At 68.8% G+C, this 17,636-nt stretch carries 18 protein-coding genes, 2 tRNA genes, 1 rRNA gene and 1 riboswitch (1 of these 22 running past the window's edge); of the genes, 13 read left to right on the top strand and 8 right to left on the bottom strand.

All coding sequences use genetic code 11. The annotated features are described in order from the left end of the window. Positions 1–6: 6 nt before the first annotated feature. A riboswitch (cyclic di-AMP (ydaO/yuaA leader) is annotated at positions 7–150 on the bottom strand. 68 nt (positions 151–218) lie between these two features. Beyond that, positions 219–1,295: a galactose-1-phosphate uridylyltransferase gene (galT, locus tag HD597_RS63315; protein ID WP_253759192.1), complete on the bottom strand. Its 1,077-nt coding sequence runs from the start codon at positions 1,293–1,295 to the stop codon at positions 219–221. Next, a complete protein-coding gene (locus HD597_RS63320; RefSeq protein WP_253759194.1) occupies positions 1,292–2,071 on the bottom strand; it encodes a DeoR/GlpR family DNA-binding transcription regulator in 780 nt (259 codons plus the stop codon). The genes galT and HD597_RS63320 overlap by 4 nt, the downstream gene beginning before the upstream one ends. A 132-nt stretch (positions 2,072–2,203) precedes the next feature. Between HD597_RS63320 and HD597_RS67160 the strand changes: the two genes are divergently transcribed. Further along, positions 2,204–2,281, top strand: coding sequence for a 50S ribosomal protein bL37 (locus HD597_RS67160; protein ID WP_372513659.1), 78 nt, complete (start codon positions 2,204–2,206; stop codon positions 2,279–2,281). Positions 2,282–2,320: 39 nt separating this feature from the next. Here the strand turns inward: HD597_RS67160 and HD597_RS63325 are convergent, their stop codons facing one another. Further along, entirely contained in the window at positions 2,321–3,631 is a 1,311-nt protein-coding gene (locus tag HD597_RS63325) for a TrpB-like pyridoxal phosphate-dependent enzyme (RefSeq protein ID WP_253759196.1), read from the bottom strand. A gap of 24 nt (positions 3,632–3,655) precedes the next feature. Then, complete coding sequence (locus tag HD597_RS63330; protein WP_253759198.1) at positions 3,656–4,282, bottom strand: nucleoside/nucleotide kinase family protein; 627 nt, start codon at positions 4,280–4,282, stop codon at positions 3,656–3,658. Between the two features lie 146 nt (positions 4,283–4,428). Between HD597_RS63330 and HD597_RS63335 the strand changes: the two genes are divergently transcribed. Continuing rightward, on the top strand, positions 4,429–4,905 hold the full coding sequence (locus HD597_RS63335; protein ID WP_253759200.1) for a DUF5946 family protein: 477 nt from the start codon (positions 4,429–4,431) through the stop codon (positions 4,903–4,905). An 18-nt stretch (positions 4,906–4,923) separates the two neighbouring features. On the opposite strand, the gene HD597_RS63340 is transcribed toward HD597_RS63335, so the two are convergent. Next, a tRNA-Gly gene (locus tag HD597_RS63340) sits at positions 4,924–4,997 on the bottom strand. Positions 4,998–5,086: 89 nt separating this feature from the next. On the opposite strand from HD597_RS63340, the gene HD597_RS63345 reads away from it, so the two are divergent. Then, positions 5,087–5,163: transfer RNA gene (locus HD597_RS63345), tRNA-Pro, on the top strand. A 172-nt stretch (positions 5,164–5,335) separates the two neighbouring features. Here the strand turns inward: HD597_RS63345 and HD597_RS65620 are convergent. Beyond that, a complete protein-coding gene (locus HD597_RS65620; protein WP_276083339.1) occupies positions 5,336–5,467 on the bottom strand; it encodes a hypothetical protein in 132 nt (43 codons plus the stop codon). 457 nt (positions 5,468–5,924) lie between these two features. Further along, positions 5,925–6,368, bottom strand: coding sequence for a helix-turn-helix transcriptional regulator (locus HD597_RS63350; protein ID WP_253759202.1), 444 nt, complete (start codon positions 6,366–6,368; stop codon positions 5,925–5,927). A gap of 145 nt (positions 6,369–6,513) precedes the next feature. On the opposite strand from HD597_RS63350, the gene HD597_RS63355 reads away from it, so the two are divergent. From HD597_RS63355 to HD597_RS63365, 3 genes are read left to right on the top strand one after another with little or no spacing between them, the layout of a single operon-like run. Further along, on the top strand, positions 6,514–6,885 hold the full coding sequence (locus HD597_RS63355) for a DoxX family protein (protein ID WP_253759204.1): 372 nt from the start codon (positions 6,514–6,516) through the stop codon (positions 6,883–6,885). A gap of 49 nt (positions 6,886–6,934) precedes the next feature. Further along, the gene (locus HD597_RS63360; RefSeq protein WP_253759206.1) at positions 6,935–7,642 is read left to right on the top strand and encodes a hypothetical protein; all 708 of its coding nucleotides are present in this window, start codon (positions 6,935–6,937) and stop codon (positions 7,640–7,642) included. A gap of 34 nt (positions 7,643–7,676) precedes the next feature. Further along, complete coding sequence (locus tag HD597_RS63365) at positions 7,677–8,177, top strand: DinB family protein (RefSeq protein ID WP_253759207.1); 501 nt, start codon at positions 7,677–7,679, stop codon at positions 8,175–8,177. A 7-nt stretch (positions 8,178–8,184) separates the two neighbouring features. Here the strand turns inward: HD597_RS63365 and HD597_RS63370 are convergent, their stop codons facing one another. Beyond that, a complete protein-coding gene (locus tag HD597_RS63370; RefSeq protein ID WP_253759209.1) occupies positions 8,185–8,661 on the bottom strand; it encodes an ATP-binding protein in 477 nt (158 codons plus the stop codon). 233 nt (positions 8,662–8,894) lie between these two features. Between HD597_RS63370 and HD597_RS63375 the strand changes: the two genes are divergently transcribed. From HD597_RS63375 to HD597_RS63405, 7 genes are all read left to right on the top strand, one after another. Further along, complete coding sequence (locus tag HD597_RS63375; protein WP_253759211.1) at positions 8,895–9,761, top strand: Sco1979 family transcriptional regulator; 867 nt, start codon at positions 8,895–8,897, stop codon at positions 9,759–9,761. A gap of 166 nt (positions 9,762–9,927) precedes the next feature. Beyond that, positions 9,928–11,328 (top strand): trigger factor, encoded by a 1,401-nt coding sequence (tig, locus tag HD597_RS63380; protein WP_253759214.1) that lies wholly within the window; start codon positions 9,928–9,930, stop codon positions 11,326–11,328. A gap of 449 nt (positions 11,329–11,777) precedes the next feature. Beyond that, the gene (locus tag HD597_RS63385; RefSeq protein WP_225268272.1) at positions 11,778–12,410 is read left to right on the top strand and encodes a ClpP family protease; all 633 of its coding nucleotides are present in this window, start codon (positions 11,778–11,780) and stop codon (positions 12,408–12,410) included. Positions 12,411–12,421: 11 nt separating this feature from the next. Continuing rightward, the gene (locus HD597_RS63390; protein ID WP_148439846.1) at positions 12,422–13,045 is read left to right on the top strand and encodes an ATP-dependent Clp protease proteolytic subunit; all 624 of its coding nucleotides are present in this window, start codon (positions 12,422–12,424) and stop codon (positions 13,043–13,045) included. A 184-nt stretch (positions 13,046–13,229) separates the two neighbouring features. After that, positions 13,230–14,513 (top strand): ATP-dependent Clp protease ATP-binding subunit ClpX, encoded by a 1,284-nt coding sequence (gene clpX / locus HD597_RS63395; protein WP_185102204.1) that lies wholly within the window; start codon positions 13,230–13,232, stop codon positions 14,511–14,513. A gap of 73 nt (positions 14,514–14,586) precedes the next feature. After that, positions 14,587–17,160, top strand: a complete 2,574-nt coding sequence (locus tag HD597_RS63400) for a valine--tRNA ligase (RefSeq protein ID WP_253759216.1) — start codon at positions 14,587–14,589, stop codon at positions 17,158–17,160. 434 nt (positions 17,161–17,594) lie between these two features. Further along, positions 17,595–17,636 (top strand): 16S ribosomal RNA (locus tag HD597_RS63405) (it continues 1,477 nt past the right edge of the window).

Here is a 17,636-nt window from a genome sequence, read left to right on the forward strand (position 1 = left end):
GTGGATGATTCCTCTCCCTCTGCCGGCCGGGTTAGCTGACGGGTTCGGGCATGGGAGTGCGATTCCCTACCGCCGTAGCGGATTCACCCCAGGTGCGGTTTGGGTCCCCGGCTCCCGGGCGAGGCGCCCGGGATTAGGCGTGCCACGGCCGTTACGGCCGGTGCTTATGGGGATATTAGTGGTAGATCACGAGTAATGCGACCTTAACAAGAAATCTATTAGTGATCTATCTGTGATCGAATCATGCGTGCCGCCTCCTCCGGCAGCACGTCGTTCACGAACGCGCCCATCGCCGACTCCGAGCCTGCCAGGAACTTGAGCTTGTTCGCCGCCCGCCTGATGCTGAACAGCTCCAGATGCAGGTACCCCAGCTCCCTGCCGGCCCGCACCGGCGCCTGGTGCCAGGCCGCGATGTACGGCATCGTCAGGTCGAACAGCCCGTCGAACGCCCGCAGCACCGAGGTGTACAGCGGCGCGAACGCCGCCCGCTCCTCCTCGGTGAGCGCGGCCAGGTCGGGCACCTGCCGGTGCGGGTAGAGGTGCACCTCGAACGGCCAGCGCGCGGCGGCCGGCACGAAGGCCGTCCACAGCTCGTTGGCGGCCACCACCCGCGTCCCGGCCTCCCGCTCGGCGGCCAGCACGTCGGCGAACAGGTTCCCCCCGGTGTAGCGCCCGGCTGCGGCGAGCTGCAGCTTGGTCCTGGGCGTGACGTACGGGTAGGCGTAGATCTGGCCGTGCGGGTGGGCCAGCGTGATGCCGATCTCCTCGCCCCGGTTCTCGAAGCAGAACACCTGCTCCACGCCCTCGATCTGGGACAGCTCTGCCGTGCGGTCGGCCCACGCCTCCATGACCAGCTCGACCTGGGAGTCGGAGAGCCTGGAGAAGGAGGAGGAGTGGTCGGAGGTGAAGCACACCACCTCGCACCGCCCCACGGCCGGACGGACCTCACTCAGCCCACCCGGCTCCCCATACGTCCCGAAATTTGTGGAGAAGGACGGGAAGCGGTTCTCGAACACCACCACGTCGTAGTCGTGGGCCGGGATCTCCGACGACCGCGTGTCCGACGACGGGCACAGCGGGCACTCGGACGTGCCGCCGGTCGGCAGGAACGTACGCGTCTGCCGGTGCCCGGCGATCGCGATCCACTCCTCGGTCAGCGGGTCGTAGCGCAGCTCGGAGGCCACCGGGCGGGGCTCCAGGTGCCGCCGGTCGATCGCGCTCCTGTCGGCGTCGTCACGCCGGTCGAAGTAGATCAGCTCCCGGCCGTCGGCCAGATGGGTGATGGTGCGCTTCAAGACGAGGCCTCCGCGATGATCAGTTCTCCGGCCCGTTCGGCCAGCTCGGTGCGTGCGTCCTCCGGCAGCCCCGCGTCGCTGATGACCACGTCGGCCTCGCTCAGCTCGGCGATGGTGCTGATGCCGACGGTGTTCCACTTCGTGTGGTCGGCGGGGACGACCAGCCGGGTCGCGGCCGTCACCAGCTCCCGGTCGGTCTCGGACTCCAGCAGGTTGGGCGTGGTGAACCCGGCCCGCACGCTCATCCCGTGCACGCCCAGGAAGAGCGTGTCCACGTGCAGGCGGCGGATCGCGGCCACGGTGACGGGCCCCACCAGGGCGTCGGACGGCGTGCGCACGCCGCCGGTCAGCACGACCGTGCGGTCGGCGCGCGGGTTGCGGTGGAAGACGTCGGCGACAGGGATCGAATTGGTGATCACCGTCAGCTCGGGCACGCCGATCAGGTGGCGGGCCAGCGCCCACGTGGTGGTGCCCGCCGACAGCGCCACGGCCGTGCCGGGGCGGACGAGCGTGGCGGCGTGGCGCGCGATGGCCTCTTTCTCCTGCTGCTGGCGGGCGGACTTGGCGGTGAAGCCGGGCTCCTCGGTCGAGCCGGGGCCGAGTGCGGTCGCGCCGCCGTGCACCTTCTCCAGCAGGCCGCGCTCGGCCAGCACCTCGAGGTCGCGGCGGATCGTCATGTCGGAGACGCCGAGCTCGCGTACGAGGTCGGCCACCCGGACGCCGCCGTTGCTGCGCACGCGTTCGAGAATCGCCTGCTGACGCTGCTGTGCGAGCACGCCCGCTCCTTCCAACAGATTCCACCAAATTATGACACGGAATTGTTGGGGAATGTTAGTTAGGCGAGAACGCTTGCGCTGGTCAGCGCGGCGGGAGACGGTGAGGGCTCACCGATCACCGGAGGCGAGCTTATGGCCAGGCGCGCACGCAAGGGCAGGGCACGCAAGAAGAAGAAGGCGAACCACGGCAAGCGCCCCACAGCGCGATGACCGGCGGGTGGCCGCCTGCTCGCGGCGGCCACCTCCGGCTCACGACGGCAGCTCGGTCAGCGCCTGGTCGATGCGGTCCTGCGGCAGCGTGTAGTCCTGCAGCTCACCCGCCAGAAACCGGTCGTAGGCCCCCAGATCGAAGTGACCATGACCGCACAGCGCCGTCAGGATCACCCTCTCCTCGCCGCTCTCCTTGCAGCGCAGCGCCTCGGCGATCGTCTCGGCCAGCGCGTGCGTGGGCTCGGGCGCGGGCACGATCCCCTCGGTCCTGGCGAACAGGACGCCGGCCTCGAAGCACTCGTTCTGGGCGCGGGTCACCGCCTCGAACAGGCCCAGCTCGTACATGTGCGACAGCAGCGGCGACATGCCGTGATAGCGCAGCCCGCCCGCGTGGATCGGGTCCGGCACGAACGAGTGGCCCAGCGTGTGCATCTTGAGCAGCGGCGTGAAGCCGGCCGTGTCGCCGAAGTCGTAGGCGTACGCGCCGCGCGTGAACGACGGGCAGGCCGCGGGCTCCACCGCGCGGAACACCGTCCGGATGCGCCCCGCCAGCTTCTCCCTCAGGAAGGGGAAGGCCAGGCCGGCGAAGTTCGAGCCGCCGCCGGTGCAGCCGATCACCAGGTCCGGCAGCTCCGGGAGCTGGGCCAGGGCCTCCTCGCCGATCACCGTCTGGTGCAGCAGGACGTGGTTGAGCACGGAGCCGAGCGCGTACCTGGCGTCGGACGTCGCGCCCGCCACCTCGACCGCCTCGCTGATCGCCATCCCCAGGCTGCCCGGGGATTCGGGATCGTCCGCCAGGATCTTGCTGCCCGCGCCCGTCACGGGGGAAGGGCTGGCGTGCACGGTCGCGCCGTACACCTGCATGAGAGAGCGGCGGTAGGGCTTCTGGTCGTACGAGGCCCGGACCATCCAGATCTGGCACTCCAGGCCGAACTGCGAGCAGGCGAACGCCAGCGCCGACCCCCACTGACCCGCGCCCGTCTCGGTGGTGAGCAGCCGCACGCCCTCACGCGCGTTGTAGAACGCCTGCGGCACGGCCGTGTTCGGCTTGTGCGACCCGGCGGGGGAGCCGCCCTCGTACTTGTAGTAGATCCTGGCCGGCGTGCCCAGCGCTCGCTCCAGCCGGCGTGCCCGGATCAGCGGCGTCGGCCGCCAGAGCCGGTAGACGTCCAGCACCTCCTGCGGGATCGGGATGTACCGCTCGCCGCTGACCTCCTGCCCGATCAGCTCCACCGGGAAGAGCGGCGCCAGGTCGTCGGGCCCGACGGGCCGGCGCGTGGCGGGATGCAGCGGCGGAGGCGGCGGGGCGGGCAGATCGGGAACGATGTTGTACCAGTCGCTGGGGATCATTGCCTCAGTCTGCGCCGCCGGACCTCACCGGACCAGCACCGCCGGGCGTTCCGGATGATCGGCGCGCACCACGACGTCGGCCGCCTCCTGGGGGCGCGCCTCGCGCTCGTAACGCTCGTAGGCGGGCAGCGTCCAGCGCTCGTCCTCCGGCGTGCCCCGCTCCAGCGCGCCGGGCGAGAGCCACACGTGCACGCTCACGTCGAACGCCAGCCCCCGCCCCAGCAGCAGTGCCCCGTCCACCAGCACCACCCCGCCCGGCGGCAGCGCGGTGTACGGCAGCCGGTAGGCCCGGTCGATCCCGCTGTCCCACAACGCCGGCAGCACCCGCCCCGGCCCTCCGGGTTCGAGCGGCTCCAGCACCTCCCTGCGCAGCGCCTTGGCGTCGAGCCAGTCGTCGTAGAAGGCGTCGGGGTCGGTGCGGCCGTACTCCAGCCGCAGGGACGCGGGCCGCAGGAAGTCGGCCGCCGACACGCGCAGCACCGGCCGGCCGCGCAGCCGCAGCGGCGCCGCCAGCTCGTCCGCCAGCGCGCCCGGCCGGGCGGGCGGCGCTCCGTCCACCGCCACCCGCACCCACGTGCTCCGCGGCCGGGCGGAGATCAGCTCGGCCAGCTCCTCGACGAGGGCCTCACGGGAGATCGGTCGCACACGCATCGATCACAGCTTACGAGCGCCCCGATCGCGGCTCACGATCGCACGACCTTGGCACCTTGGGACCTTGGGGCGTTGAGCTCGCACGGACCTTGAAGTGCCCGAAATGCCTTCGACGGACCCGGGGCCGCCTCGCTAGGGTGCCCGCCATGGCTCAGTGCGACTGCGGTGCGACGGCGGGACCGCTCGGCGTGTGCGCCGACTACTACAACACGATCCTGGCGGAGGAGCAGCTCGACCCCGAGATGTACAGGTGGCACGCGGTCGTGGTGTGCGTCTACCTCCTGCAGCACCCGTCGCGCGGGCACGAGAAGTACCTCGACGGCCAGTTCCGCTGGCTGCAGCTCTACCTCGACCAGGGCCTCGACGCGACACTCCGGCTCCGGGCACACCAGGTGGCCCGCAACAACCACCGCTCCAGGGCCGGCTACGACCTGGCGCCGCTGGAGCCGTACGCGCCGCTCCCGCCCGGCGGCCCGCCCGCCAGCTTCCGCACGAGCTTCACCGACCTGCCGTACGGCGACGGCGGCTTCATCCTCGACGGACACGCGGCCTACGGGGAACGCATGCGCACCCTGGCCGAAGCGACCGAGGTGGCCTGGAAACGCCTCGGGCCAGGCACTTGACCTGGCCCTTCGACGCACTGGAGCGGACGACGGGAATCGAACCCGCGTAGCTAGTTTGGAAGACTAGGGCTCTACCATTGAGCTACGTCCGCGCGAACCGGTCGAACTCTGGTCTAGACTTCATCCGGTCGTCAGGGCGTAAGCGTACCGGAGTCCCGGAGCGCATGCGCACTCGGCGAGACGGGGCGTGGCGCAGCTTGGCAGCGCGCTTGCTTTGGGAGCAAGAAGTCGCAGGTTCAAATCCTGTCGCCCCGACCAGCTCGAAGGCCCTTCCCCATCTGGGAGGGGCCTTCTGCTTGTCCATCTGATCGGCTATGACGTCCGAAGCGTCCCAAGTCGCGCTCCATCGCCACGGCTCCGGACTGACTACGGGACGGATCTGTACCCGCACGACGCCGCAGACAGGTGTGGGGTGTGCTCCGGTCAGGTCTCACCCGTCGAAGCGGCTCCAGTGGAAGCCGTGTTCCAGCAGCGGCGTCAGGGTTGCGCGGTAGTGCGCGCCGAACGTGGCGACGGCCTCGTGCTCGTCGCTGCTGACCCGGTCGGCGTGCAGTACGTCCACGCCTGGTAAGGAGCGGCATTCATGGCTCCGAAGAGGGTGAGCTGCAGGAGGAAGCGACGATGCCTGATCCTGGGCGCTGGGTGTGACGTCAGCGCCTGCTTGTCGTCCTGCCGGCCGGCCACTTCCGGCGGTCCGGCCTTCGCCCCGCGTGCGCGTGGTCGCTCGCCGCGCCGGCCGAGGAGCTGGGCAGGAGGGCGCGGTCGGCCGCGCGGCGGCTCGAGCAGGCGGAGCAGCGCGCCCAGGTCGCGGCACTGCGCTGCGAGCAGGCCTTTTTCCACGCCGCGCGCCCATGACGCGGCGGGAGAGCTGTACGAACGCCTGGCTGGCCGGAGTGACGAGGCGGAGGGGGAGTATCGGCTCGCGGCGCTGCGGCATCGAGACGGCGCGGCCGCCGATCGGCAGGCCGCGCGCGACATGCGCGCGGGCCATCCCAGGGAGGGCGAGCGCGATGCGGCGCTCACGACAGGCGGGCGCCGGCAGGCGGTGACTCCTGGTTCCTGATCGGCCGCATGACCTGCTTGGCGACGCAGCTGGGCAGCCCGGCGGCGTCGCCGGCCGCCCGGCGGCGGTAGGTGCTCGGCGCCATGCCGACCAGCTCGGAGAAGCGGGTGCTGAAGGTGCCGAGTGACGAGCAGCCGACCGCGAAGCAGACCTCGGTGACCGACATGTCGCCGCGCCGCAGCAGGGTCATGGCGCGCTCGATGCGCCTGGTCATGAGATAGCTGTAGGGCGACTCCCCGTAGGCGGCGCGGAAGAGCCGGCTCAGGTGCCCGGCCGAGAGGTGCACGCCACGCGCCAGCGCCTCCACGTCCAGCGGTTGCGCGTAGTCGCGGTCGATCCTGTCGCGCACGCGGCGCAGCAGTGCGAGCTCGCGCAGGCGCTGGTCGGCTTGGGTGGCCATGCTCTACAGCCTGCCCTGACAAGCGCTCCGGTGTCCATTTCACCAGGGTGCATCCAGGTACACCCCGGCCGGGCAGGTAGCTCGATTCCTCCAGCCGCGCGGGGTCCCTAGCGTCGGAGGCATCGACGACAGGGAGGGAACGCTCGTGCGCATCGTCTTGTGGATCCTGCAGATCGCCGGGGCCGGGTTCTTCGTGATGGCGGCCTTGGGGAAGTTCGCGGGGGCCGAGCCGTCGGTCTCCACGTTCGAGGCGATCGGGCTCGGCGACTGGTTCCGGATCGCGGTCGGGGTGCTGGAGGTGGCGGGGGCGGTGGCGCTGCTGGTGCCGCGGCTGGCCGGGGTGGCCGCGCTGGCGCTGGCCGGGCTCATGGCGGGCGCGGTGCTGACCGAGGCGTTCGTGTCAGGGGGAGGGATCGTGCTGCCGCTGGCCCTGCTCGTCCTCTGCCTGGTGATCGCGTGGGGGCGCTGGGACGGCACGGCGCGTCTGTGGTCGGCGGTCGCCGGGCGGGCTTCCTGAGGGCGTGGATCTCTTCGGGCGGCGGTCGCCGGGCGGGCATCCTGGGGGCGTGGATCTCTTCGCGGACGACCCGATGACCTTCCCCCTCACCTACCCCGGCCGGATCCCGCCCGGCTCAGGCGTCCTGGCGGACGACGCGTACGTGCCGCACGAGTGGCGGGAGGGCGGCGCGGCGACCGCCGCGCTGCTGGCGTCCCTGGGACAGGCGCCGCTGGAGGCCCGCCACCGCGTCGTCGCCGTCGGCTCCAACGCGGCGCCGAGCCAGCTGCGCAGGAAGTTCCGCGACCACGGGGTACGCCCGGTCGTCCCGATGACGCTCGCGCGGGTGCCGGGGATCGCTCCCGGCGTGTCCGCGCACGTCAGCAAGTGGGGGTACGTGCCTGCCGCGCCCATCGAGACGCCCGGGGAGACGTCCAGGCTGTTCGTGCTCTGGCTCGACGAGCACCAGCTCGCCGCCCTCGACCTCACCGAGCCCAACTACCGCAGGCGCCCGCTCGCCCGCCCGGTCACGCTGGAGGACGGCACGAGACTCCCGCCGCCCTTCGTGTACGAGGGCAGGCACGGTTGCGTCACGGCCCGGGCGGACGGCCGGCCGTGCCGCCTGACCTCACAGCCGGCGCTCATCCAGTCCCTCCTGGACGGCTCCGCGGCCCTGCGCCACCTGTGCGGGGCCACGCCGGAGGAGTTCGTGGCCAACGTCAGGGACGACACCGTACGGGAAGCGGCCTATCTGCTGCTACAGCGGGACATGCGGTGAGACGCCCGGCCGGAGGCGGATAAGGTCGGGGCTCGTGACAGACAACCGAACCCCTCCTCCCTTCTCCGGCGACGAGCGCGCCATGCTGAACAACTGGCTCGAATGGCACCGCGGCACCCTGGCCGTCAAGTGCGCCGGCCTGTCGGAGGAGCAGCTGCGTGAGCGCTCCACGCCGCCCTCGGGTCTGTCCCTGCTGGGCCTGGTCAGGCACATGGCGCACGTCGAGCGCTCGTGGTTCCGCCGCGTGCTCAACGGCGAGGACCTGCCCAAGCTGTGGGACAAGGACCGTGACAACGACGCCGACTTCAAGGAGGTCGACACCGCGTCGGCGAAGGAGGCGTTCGACACGTGGGAGGAGGAGGTCCGGCTCGCCCGCGCCATCTCCGGCGCCAAGCCGCTGGACGCGGTGGGCGACCGCAACGGGCAGGACTGCACGCACCGGTGGATCCTCGTGCACATGATCGAGGAGTACGCCCGCCACAACGGTCACGCGGACCTGCTGCGCGAGCGCATCGACGGCGTGACCGGCGAGTAGGAGGCTGTCAGTCGTCGGCGCGGAACAGCGCCCAGACGGCCTTGCCGCCGCGGGCCAGCGGGTCCCAGCCCCAGCACTGGCTGTAGGTCTCGACGATGTAGAGGCCCCGCCCGTTCTCGGAGACGAAGTCCGGCTCCTTGGGCGTGGGCACCTCGTCGCTGGGGTCGGCCACGGCGAGCAGCACGTGGGGCGCCACCCGCATCAGCAGCAGCTCGATCTCCCTGCGGCCCGCCGCGTACATCGCGTACCTGACCGCGTTCGTCACCAGCTCGGAGACCACGAGGGCGGCGTCGTCGCTGAGGTCGTGCAGCCCCCAGCCGCGCAGTGTCCTGCGCGTGACGTCCCTGGCGGTCTTCACCGAGTCGGCCTGAAAAGGCAACGGGCACGAGGTCGTGTACGGCTTGCCACCCGTGAGGAGGCGGTCGAAGCCCACCTCCCGGGTGATCTGCAGGCAATCGGCAGTGGCCAGAGGGTCCTCCACCATGCCGCCGATACCTCCCCGTTCAGCCTTGGTTAGTGCATGTTTGGCCCAATATGCACTAAGCCATCATGGGTCACGAACGCGGCACCTGCAAGACCCAAATGCACGTGCAGTTGCAATGTGCAGGAGCAAGCGACGTTTTCGGGATAAATCTCCGAATCCGGACACGAGGTTGAGACCTTGTCATACCCGGCAATGTGGTGTCACTGTGTGTGCGGACCTTGATAGGAGGCAAAGTGACGCAGAACCAGCCGGGTTCCGGGCCGACGGCGCTGCGCATCCTCCTGGGCTCCCAGCTGCGCAAGCTCAGGGAAGCGAAGAATGTCACTCGTGAGGAGGCCGGCCACCTCATCAGGGGGTCGGAGTCCAAGATCAGCCGGATGGAACTCGGCCGAGTGGGGTTCAAAGAACGTGACGTGGCGGACCTGCTGACCCTGTACGGGGTCGTGGATCAGCAGGCACGCTCCGCCGTCCTCGATCTGGTCGCCACAGCCAACGAGCCTGGCTGGTGGCACCGGTTCAACGATGTCCTGCCCACGTGGTTCCAGGCGTACGTCGGCCTTGAAGAGGCCGCCGTCAGGATCAGGACCTACGAAGTCCAGTTCGTGCCAGGACTGTTGCAGACCAAGGAGTACGCAAGGGCCGTGGTGACCGCCGGTGCGGCGGGCATCGGGGCAGAGGAGATCGCCCGCAGGGTGGATCTCCGGCTGGAGCGCCAGCGGATGTTGGACAGGCCCGACGGGCCGGTCTTCTGGGCCGTGATCGACGAGGCCGCGCTGAGGCGGCCCATCGGCGGGGCCGAGGTGATGAGGGCGCAGATCGAGCACCTCATCGACCTGATGCGCCAGCAGAACATCACGATCCAGGTCATGCCGTTCAGCTTCGGCGGGCACAGCGCGGAGGGCGGGGCGTTCAGCATCCTGCGCTTCCCCGACAACGACCTGCCCGACGTCGTGTACGTGGAGCAGCTCGCCAGCGCGCTCTACCTGGACAAGCGTGAGGACGTGGACCGATACACCGAGGTGATGGAGCGGCTGTGCGCCGTGAGCACCACTCCGGATGAGACGATCGAGCTCCTGAGGACGATCGCGGAGGAGTTCTGACCGCGGCGGCGTCGTGGTTGGGTGTGCATCTGCCCTAGACTGGCCATCGGCGTTGGATGCCGCCGTTGCGGAGCATGCCCAACACCGCACATGTGGGCGCGGCGCGCGAGCCGTACCGATTGGACGCGCCCGCGATCACTCGTAGCTTGATCAAGGAGACCATTCCGTGAAGACCGCTGTCGAGGAGCTCAGCCCGACCCGGGTCAAGCTCACTGTCGAGGTGCCGTTCGACGAGCTGCGCCCGAGCATGGATGCGGCGTACAAGAAGGTCGCGCAGCAGGTGCGCGTCCCCGGGTTCCGGCCTGGCAAGGTTCCGGCCCGCATCATCGAACAGCGCTTCGGCCGGGCGGTAGTGCTTGAGGAGACCCTCAACGACGCGGTGCCCAAGCTGTACGGGCAGGCCGTCGACGAGGCCGACGTGTTCCCCGTCAGCCAGCCTGACATCGAGGTCACGAAGATCGACGACGGCGAGCAGATCGAGTTCACCGCCGAGGTCGACATCCGGCCCAACTTCGAGGTCCCCGACTACCAGGGCATCGAGGTCACGGTCGACTCCGCCGAGGTCTCCGACGAGGACGTCGACGCGCAGCTCGACGCGCTGCGCCAGCGCTTCGCCACGCTGAGCGGCGTGGAGCGCGCCGCCGCCAACGGCGACTTCGTCGTGATGGACCTGCGCGCCGAGATCGACGGCCAGAACATCGAGGAGCAGCAGGCCAGCGAGGTCTCCTACGAGGTCGGCGCCGGCTCCGTGCTGCAGGGCCTCGACGCCGCGCTCGAGGGCATGTCCGCGGGTGAGGAGAAGGGCTTCAAGACCGAGCTGGTCGGCGGCGAGAACGCCGGCGAGGAAGCCGACGTCATCATCAACGTCAAGTCGGTCAAGGAGAAGGTCCTGCCCGAGCTGGACGACGAGTTCGCCCAGCTCGCCAGCGAGTTCGACACGCTCGACGAGCTGAAGAACAGCATCCGCGAGCAGGCCCGCCGCAACAAGATCATCGACCAGGTCGTCCAGGCCCGCGAGAAGGCCCTCGACGCGCTGCTCGAGAAGATCGAGATCCCGCTGCCGGACAGCGCGCTCAAGGCCGAGGTCGACGCCCGCAAGCACAATCTCGACCACCAGATCGCCGAGAGCGGCCTCAGCCGTGACGCCTTCTTCCGCCTCTACCAGACGTCGGAGGAGGAGCGCTTCGAGGAGTTCGAGAAGAACTCCGCGCGCGCCATCAAGGTCGGCTTCGTGCTCGACAAGATCGTCAAGTCCGAGGAGCTGGGCGTCTCCGAGCAGGAGCTGACCAACTTCGTGGTCCGCCGCGCCATGGAGATGGGCGTGCAGCCCAACGAGCTGGCCAAGCACCTCGCCGACAACGACCAGCTCACGCTGGCGATGGTCGAGATCGTGCGCGACAAGGCCAAGTCCGTGCTGGGCGACGCCGCCAAGGTCGTCGACACCGACGGCAACGAGGTCGACCTCAAGGCGATCTACACCGAGATCAACGGTGAGCCGGTCGTCGAGGACGACGCCGCCGAGGCCGAGGCCGGCGACAAGCCCGCCGAGGACAAGGCCGAGGCGTGACGCTTCAGCTGTAACAGGAGCCCCCGGCCTCACGGCCCGGGGGCTCTTCGTCTTTCCGGGCCCTTGCCGCCAGGGGAACATGCCCATCTCGCCAGTGAGGTGTGGCCCGTCCGCGACGTTTCCCGCGGCGACCGAGGGCCCCGTGGCGCTCAGATGGACGCTGCCGCGAGCACAGCCGCGGGACGCCCTGTTGCGCGACCGCGTCCGTACGCGACACCCCGAGCGCCGTCTGAGGGCCCTCTGGAGGGAATGCGGCGAACGGCCTCACGGCGGACCGCCGGCGGCAACCGGGACGAAAGCCGCGACAAGCCGCGAAGAGTAACAGGGGCCGGTCCATCCGAACCTGCGCCGTCAGCGAACAGTCCGGGGGACCGGGCATGACCTGTGGGCGGCGCGCGTTAAGGTCACAAGCAAAGCCAATCGATTACGACGCATCGGAAGGTGACGCTGTGACCAGCCCGCCGACCTTCTATCAGCCCGAGTCACGAGGCCGTGAGAACGGCTCCGCCTTCCGGCTTGAGGACCAGCTTTACCAGCGCCTGCTCCGCGAGCGCATCATCGTGCTCGGGCAGGAGGTCAACGACGAGATCGCCAACCGCATCTGCGCCGAGCTGCTCCTGCTCGCAGCCGATGACCCCGAGCGCGACATCACGCTCTACATCAACTCGCCCGGTGGCTCGGTGAGTGCGGGCATGGCGATTTACGACATGATGGAATACGTGCCTAACGACGTCTCCACCGTGGTGATGGGTATGGCTGCCTCGATGGGGCAGTTCCTGCTCACCGCGGGGGCGCGGGGCAAGCGTTACGCGCTGCCGCACGCCCGGGTGATGATGCACCAGCCGTCGGGTGGCATCGGTGGCACCGCCGCCGACATCGCCATCCAGGCTGAGCAGATGCTCTACGTGAAGAAGACGCTGGCCGAGCGGATCGCCTTCCACACGGGGCAGCCGCTGGACCAGATCGAGTCGGACTCCGACCGTGACCGCTGGTTCACGGCCGAGGAGGCCAAGGACTACGGCTTCATCGACCACGTGGTGCGCAGCGCGCGTCAGGTGCCCTCCGCGGGCCCGGTTTCCTAGGGGGAGCTGACATGAACATTCAGAGCCGTTACGTTCTCCCCTCCTTCGTCGAGCGCACGTCCTACGGCGTGAAGGAGATGAACCCGTACAACAAGCTCTTCGAGGACCGCATCATCTTCCTCGGGGTGCAGATCGACGACGCGTCGGCCAACGACGTGATGGCCCAGCTGCTGACGCTGGAGTCGCTCGATCCCGACCGTGACATCAGCATCTACATCAACTCGCCGGGTGGCTCCTTCACCGCCATGACGGCGATCTACGACACGATGCAGTTCGTCCGGCCGGAGATCCAGACCGTCTGCCTCGGCCAGGCCGCGTCCGCCGCGGCCGTGCTGCTGGCCGGCGGCACCCCGGGCAAGCGCTTCGCGCTGCCGAACGCCCGGGTGCTGATCCACCAGCCGTCCACCGAGGGCGGCGGCCAGGGCAGCGACATCGAGATCCAGGCCCGCGAGATCCTGCGCATGCGCACGCTGCTGGAGGACATCGTGGCCCGGCACACCGGCAAGACCTCCGCCGACGTCCGCAAGGACATCGAACGCGACAAAATTCTCAACGCGGACGAGGCGAAGGCGTATGGTCTGATCGATGACATCATCCCGTCCAGGAAGAAACGAGCTCAGGCCGTAGCTTCCTAGACGAGACGTGACGCACCGGAGCGCTGCCCAATAGGGCACGTTCCGGTGCGACTCGCCGCTAGGGGGCTCACTGAGGGCCCAGAAGACGGTAACGTCGAAACCTGAGCGGTTCGGCCTAGTCCGGAGGATGTCCGGAGACACTGCTCGCGGGAGCAGGGCGGTCCCACGCAAAGGAGTATCTGGGGTGGCACGCATCGGCGACGGGGGAGACCTGCTGAAGTGCTCTTTCTGCGGAAAGAGTCAGAAGCAAGTCAAGAAGCTCATTGCCGGTCCAGGCGTCTACATCTGCGATGAGTGCATCGATCTCTGCAACGAGATCATCGAGGAGGAGCTCACCGAGTCCTCCGAGCTCAAGTGGGACAACCTGCCCAAGCCAAGAGAGATCTACGAGTTCCTCGACGCCTACGTCATCGGTCAGGACAAGGCGAAGAAGGCCCTCTCGGTGGCGGTGTACAACCACTACAAGCGGGTGCAGTCCGGCGACCGGGGCAGAGACGACGTTCTGGAGCTGGCCAAGAGCAACATCCTGCTGCTCGGGCCCACGGGTTCGGGTAAGACGCTGCTGGCGCAGACCCTGGCGAAGATGCTCAACGTGCCCTTCGCCATCGCCGACGCCACAGCGCTGACAGAGGCGGGATACGTCGGCGAGGATGTCGAGAACATCCTGCTCAAGCTCATTCAGGCCGCCGACTACGACGTCAAGAAGGCCGAGACCGGCATCATCTACATCGACGAGGTCGACAAGATCGCCCGCAAGAGCGAGAACCCGTCGATCACGCGCGACGTCTCCGGTGAGGGCGTGCAGCAGGCGCTGCTGAAGATCCTGGAGGGCACCACCGCGTCGGTTCCTCCGCAAGGCGGCCGCAAGCACCCGCACCAGGAGTTCATCCAGATCGACACGACCAACGTGCTGTTCATCTGCGGTGGTGCGTTCGCCGGTCTGGAGAAGATCATCGAGTCGCGCATCGGCAAGAAGGGCATCGGCTTCAACGCCATCATCCGGTCGAAGGAAGAAGTCGACACCGCTGACATCTTCGGCGACGTGATGCCGGAGGACCTGCTGAAGTTCGGCATGATCCCCGAGTTCGTGGGCCGCCTGCCGGTCATCACCTCGGTGCACAACCTCGACCGCGAGGCGCTCATCCAGATCCTCACCGAGCCGCGCAACGCGCTGGTCAAGCAGTACCGCAAGCTGCTCGAGCTCGACGGCGTGGAGCTGGAGTTCACCGACGGCGCCCTGGAGGCCATCGCCGACCAGGCCATCCTGCGCGGCACCGGCGCCCGCGGGCTGCGCGCGATCCTGGAGGAGGTGCTGCAGTCCGTCATGTACGAGGTGCCCTCCAGGCAGGATGTCGCCCGCGTGGTCATCACCCGCGAGTCGGTGCTGGAGCACGCGATCCCGACGCTCGTCCCGCGCGACCAGCTCGCCGCCAAGCAGCAGCACACGCCGCAGGAGAAGTCGGCCTGAGCAGGGCCTTGGCAGCACTCGAACGCCCCGTGGTGGAAACCATGGGGCGTTTCGCTTGCCCGCCTCCCTAGAATTGGGTGCTGTGACAACGCCAGAGCTGCCTACTCAATACACACCGGCCGACGTCGAGACCCGTAGCTACGAGCGCTGGGTATCCGAAGGCTACTTCCGCGCCGACCCGGGCAGCTCGCGCGAGCCGTACAGCATCGTCCTCCCGCCGCCCAACGTGACGGGCGTCCTGCACATCGGGCACGCGCTCGACCACTCCATCCAGGACGCGCTCACGCGCCGCTCGCGCATGCAGGGCCGCGAGACGCTCTGGCTGCCCGGCATGGACCACGCCGGCATCGCCACCCAGAACGTCGTCGAGCGCGAGCTGGCCAAGCAGGGCAAGTCGCGCCACGACCTTGGGCGCGAGGCGTTCGTCGAGCGCGTCTGGGAGTGGAAGGAGGAGTCCGGCGGCCGGATCCTCGGCCAGATGCGCAAGCTCGGCGACGGCGTCGACTGGTCGCGCGAACGGTTCACGATGGACCCGGGGCTCTCGCGCGCCGTCCAGACCATCTTCAAGAAGCTGTTCGACGACGGGCTGATCTACCGCGCCGAGCGCATCATCAACTGGTGCCCGCGCTGCCTGACCGCGCTGTCCGACATCGAGGTGGAGCACAGCGAGGACGAGGGCGAGCTCGTCTCGATCCGCTACTCCGACGAGATCGTGGTGGCCACCACACGCGCCGAGACCATGCTCGGCGACACCGCCGTGGCCGTGCACCCCTCCGACGAGCGTTACGCGCACCTGATCGGCACGTTGGTGGAGGTGCCGCTGACCGGCCGCATGATCCCGGTCGTCGCCGACGAGCACGTCGATCCGGCGTTCGGCACCGGCGCGGTCAAGGTGACCCCCGCCCACGACCCCAACGACTTCGAGATCGGGCGGCGTCACTCCCTGCCGTCGCTGACCGTGATGGACGAGCGCGGCGTCATCACCGCGCACGGGCCGTTCCAGGGGCTCGACCGCTTCGAGGCACGCCCCGCGGTGGTCGCCGCGCTGCGCGCCGAAGGCAGGATCGTCGCGGAGAAGCGCCCGTACCTGCACTCCGTCGGCCACTGCTCGCGCTGCAAGACGGTGGTCGAGCCGAGGCTGTCGCTGCAGTGGTTCGTCAACGTCGCGCCGCTGGCCAAGGCCGCGGGCGACGCCGTCCGCGACGGACGCACCCGCATCCACCCGCCGGAGCTGGCCAAGCGCTACTTCGACTGGGTCGACGACATGCACGACTGGTGCATCTCCCGCCAGCTCTGGTGGGGCCACCGCATCCCGGTCTGGTACGGCCCGGCCGGCGAGGTCGTGTGCGTGGGCCCCGACGAGGAGCCGCCGGCCGGCTACACCCAGGACTCCGACGTCCTCGACACGTGGTTCTCCTCCGGGCTGTGGCCGTTCTCGACCATGGGCTGGCCCGACCGCACGGCCGAGCTGGAGCGCTTCTACCCGACCTCCGTGCTGGTCACCGGCTACGACATCCTGTTCTTCTGGGTCGCCCGGATGATGATGTTCGGCCTGTACGCCATGGACGGCGAGCCGCCGTTCCGCACGGTCGCGCTGCACGGCATGGTCCGCGACCAGTACGGCAAGAAGATGTCGAAGTCGTTCGGCAACGTGGTCGACCCGCTCGACTGGATCGAACGCTTCGGCGCCGACGCCACCCGCTTCACCCTGCTGCGCGGCGCCAACCCCGGTGCGGACGTGGCAGTGAGCGAGGAGTGGGCGGCCGGCTCGCGCAACTTCTGCAACAAGATCTGGAACGCCACCCGGTTCGCGTTGATGAACGGCGCCGCCGTGGGCTCGCTCGACGGCGCCGACCTGACGGCGGCCGATCGGTGGATCCTTTCACGCCTGCAGTCGGTGATCGCGGCGACGGACGCCGCCCTGGAGGAGTTCGAGTTCGCCAAGGCGTCCGATCTGCTCTACCACTTCGCGTGGGACGAGGTCTGCGACTGGTACCTGGAGCTGGCCAAGATCCAGATCGGGGAGGGCCTGGAGCACACCAGGCTGGTGCTGGGCCACGTCCTCGACGCGCTGCTGAGGTTGCTGCACCCGCTGGTGCCGTTCGTGACCGAGGAGCTGTGGCGGGCCGTCACAGGAGGCGAGTCGATCGTGGTCGCGCCCTGGCCGGTGCGCGACGAGCGGTACGCCGACCCGGCGGCGGAGGCGGAGATCGAGTCGCTGCAGGAGCTGGTGACGGAGGTCCGCAGGTTCCGATCGGACCAGGGGCTCAAGCCCGGCCAGAAGGTGGCGGCGCGGCTCGGGTTGAGCGGCACGCCGCTGGCCGGCCAGGAGACGGCGATCCGGTCGCTGCTGCGGCTGACGGATCCGTCGGAGTCGTTCAGCGCCACGGCGCGGTTCACGGTGGGGGCGGTGACCGTGGAGATCGACACCGCGGGCGCCATCGACGTCGCCGCCGAGCGCAAGCGGCTGGAGAAGGATCTGGCCGTCGCGCGCAAGGAGGCCGCCCAGGTGGCGGCCAAGCTGGGCAACGAGCAGTTCATGGCCAAGGCGCCGGACGATGTGGTGGCCAAGGTCAGGAGCAGGGCCGAGCAGGCGTCGGCCGACATCGAGCGGCTGGAGGCCCAGCTCGCCGCCCTGGGTGTTTGAACCATACGAACGATGGGAAGGTCCATTCGTTACCGAGAATGGACCTTCCACGTCTCCGAGGCTGCTACAGTTTTCAACGCAGGGCCACTCGGCCCTGACATCCCGCTGAACAAACCCCGACTTTCGGGTGGCTCCAGCCGCGCGGTTGGACAAGAGCCGAAAGTTGGAGTAAGTTAGCAGGGTTGCCTCGGAGAGAGGCAAGTCCGGAAGCTCCCGGATCGGGCGGTTTGACAAGGATCGTCCGGATCTGGTAAACTGAAGGAAATGAAATGTGCGCCTCGCGCACCGGAGTCCGGAAGGGCTTGGGTGCGGATGAACGCGTCCGTTTCTTGAGAACTCAACAGTGTGTCAAAAGCCAGTGCATGATTTTCATGCAACACCTCGTCAAGACATGATTTCTTGATGGATTTTGCTCGGATGAATAATCCAGACATTGTTTGGAGAGTTTGATCCTGGCTCAGGACGAACGCTGGCGG

Origin of the sequence: Nonomuraea thailandensis (genome assembly GCF_024172165.1) — a bacterium.
Lineage (GTDB): Bacteria > Actinomycetota > Actinomycetes > Streptosporangiales > Streptosporangiaceae > Nonomuraea > Nonomuraea thailandensis.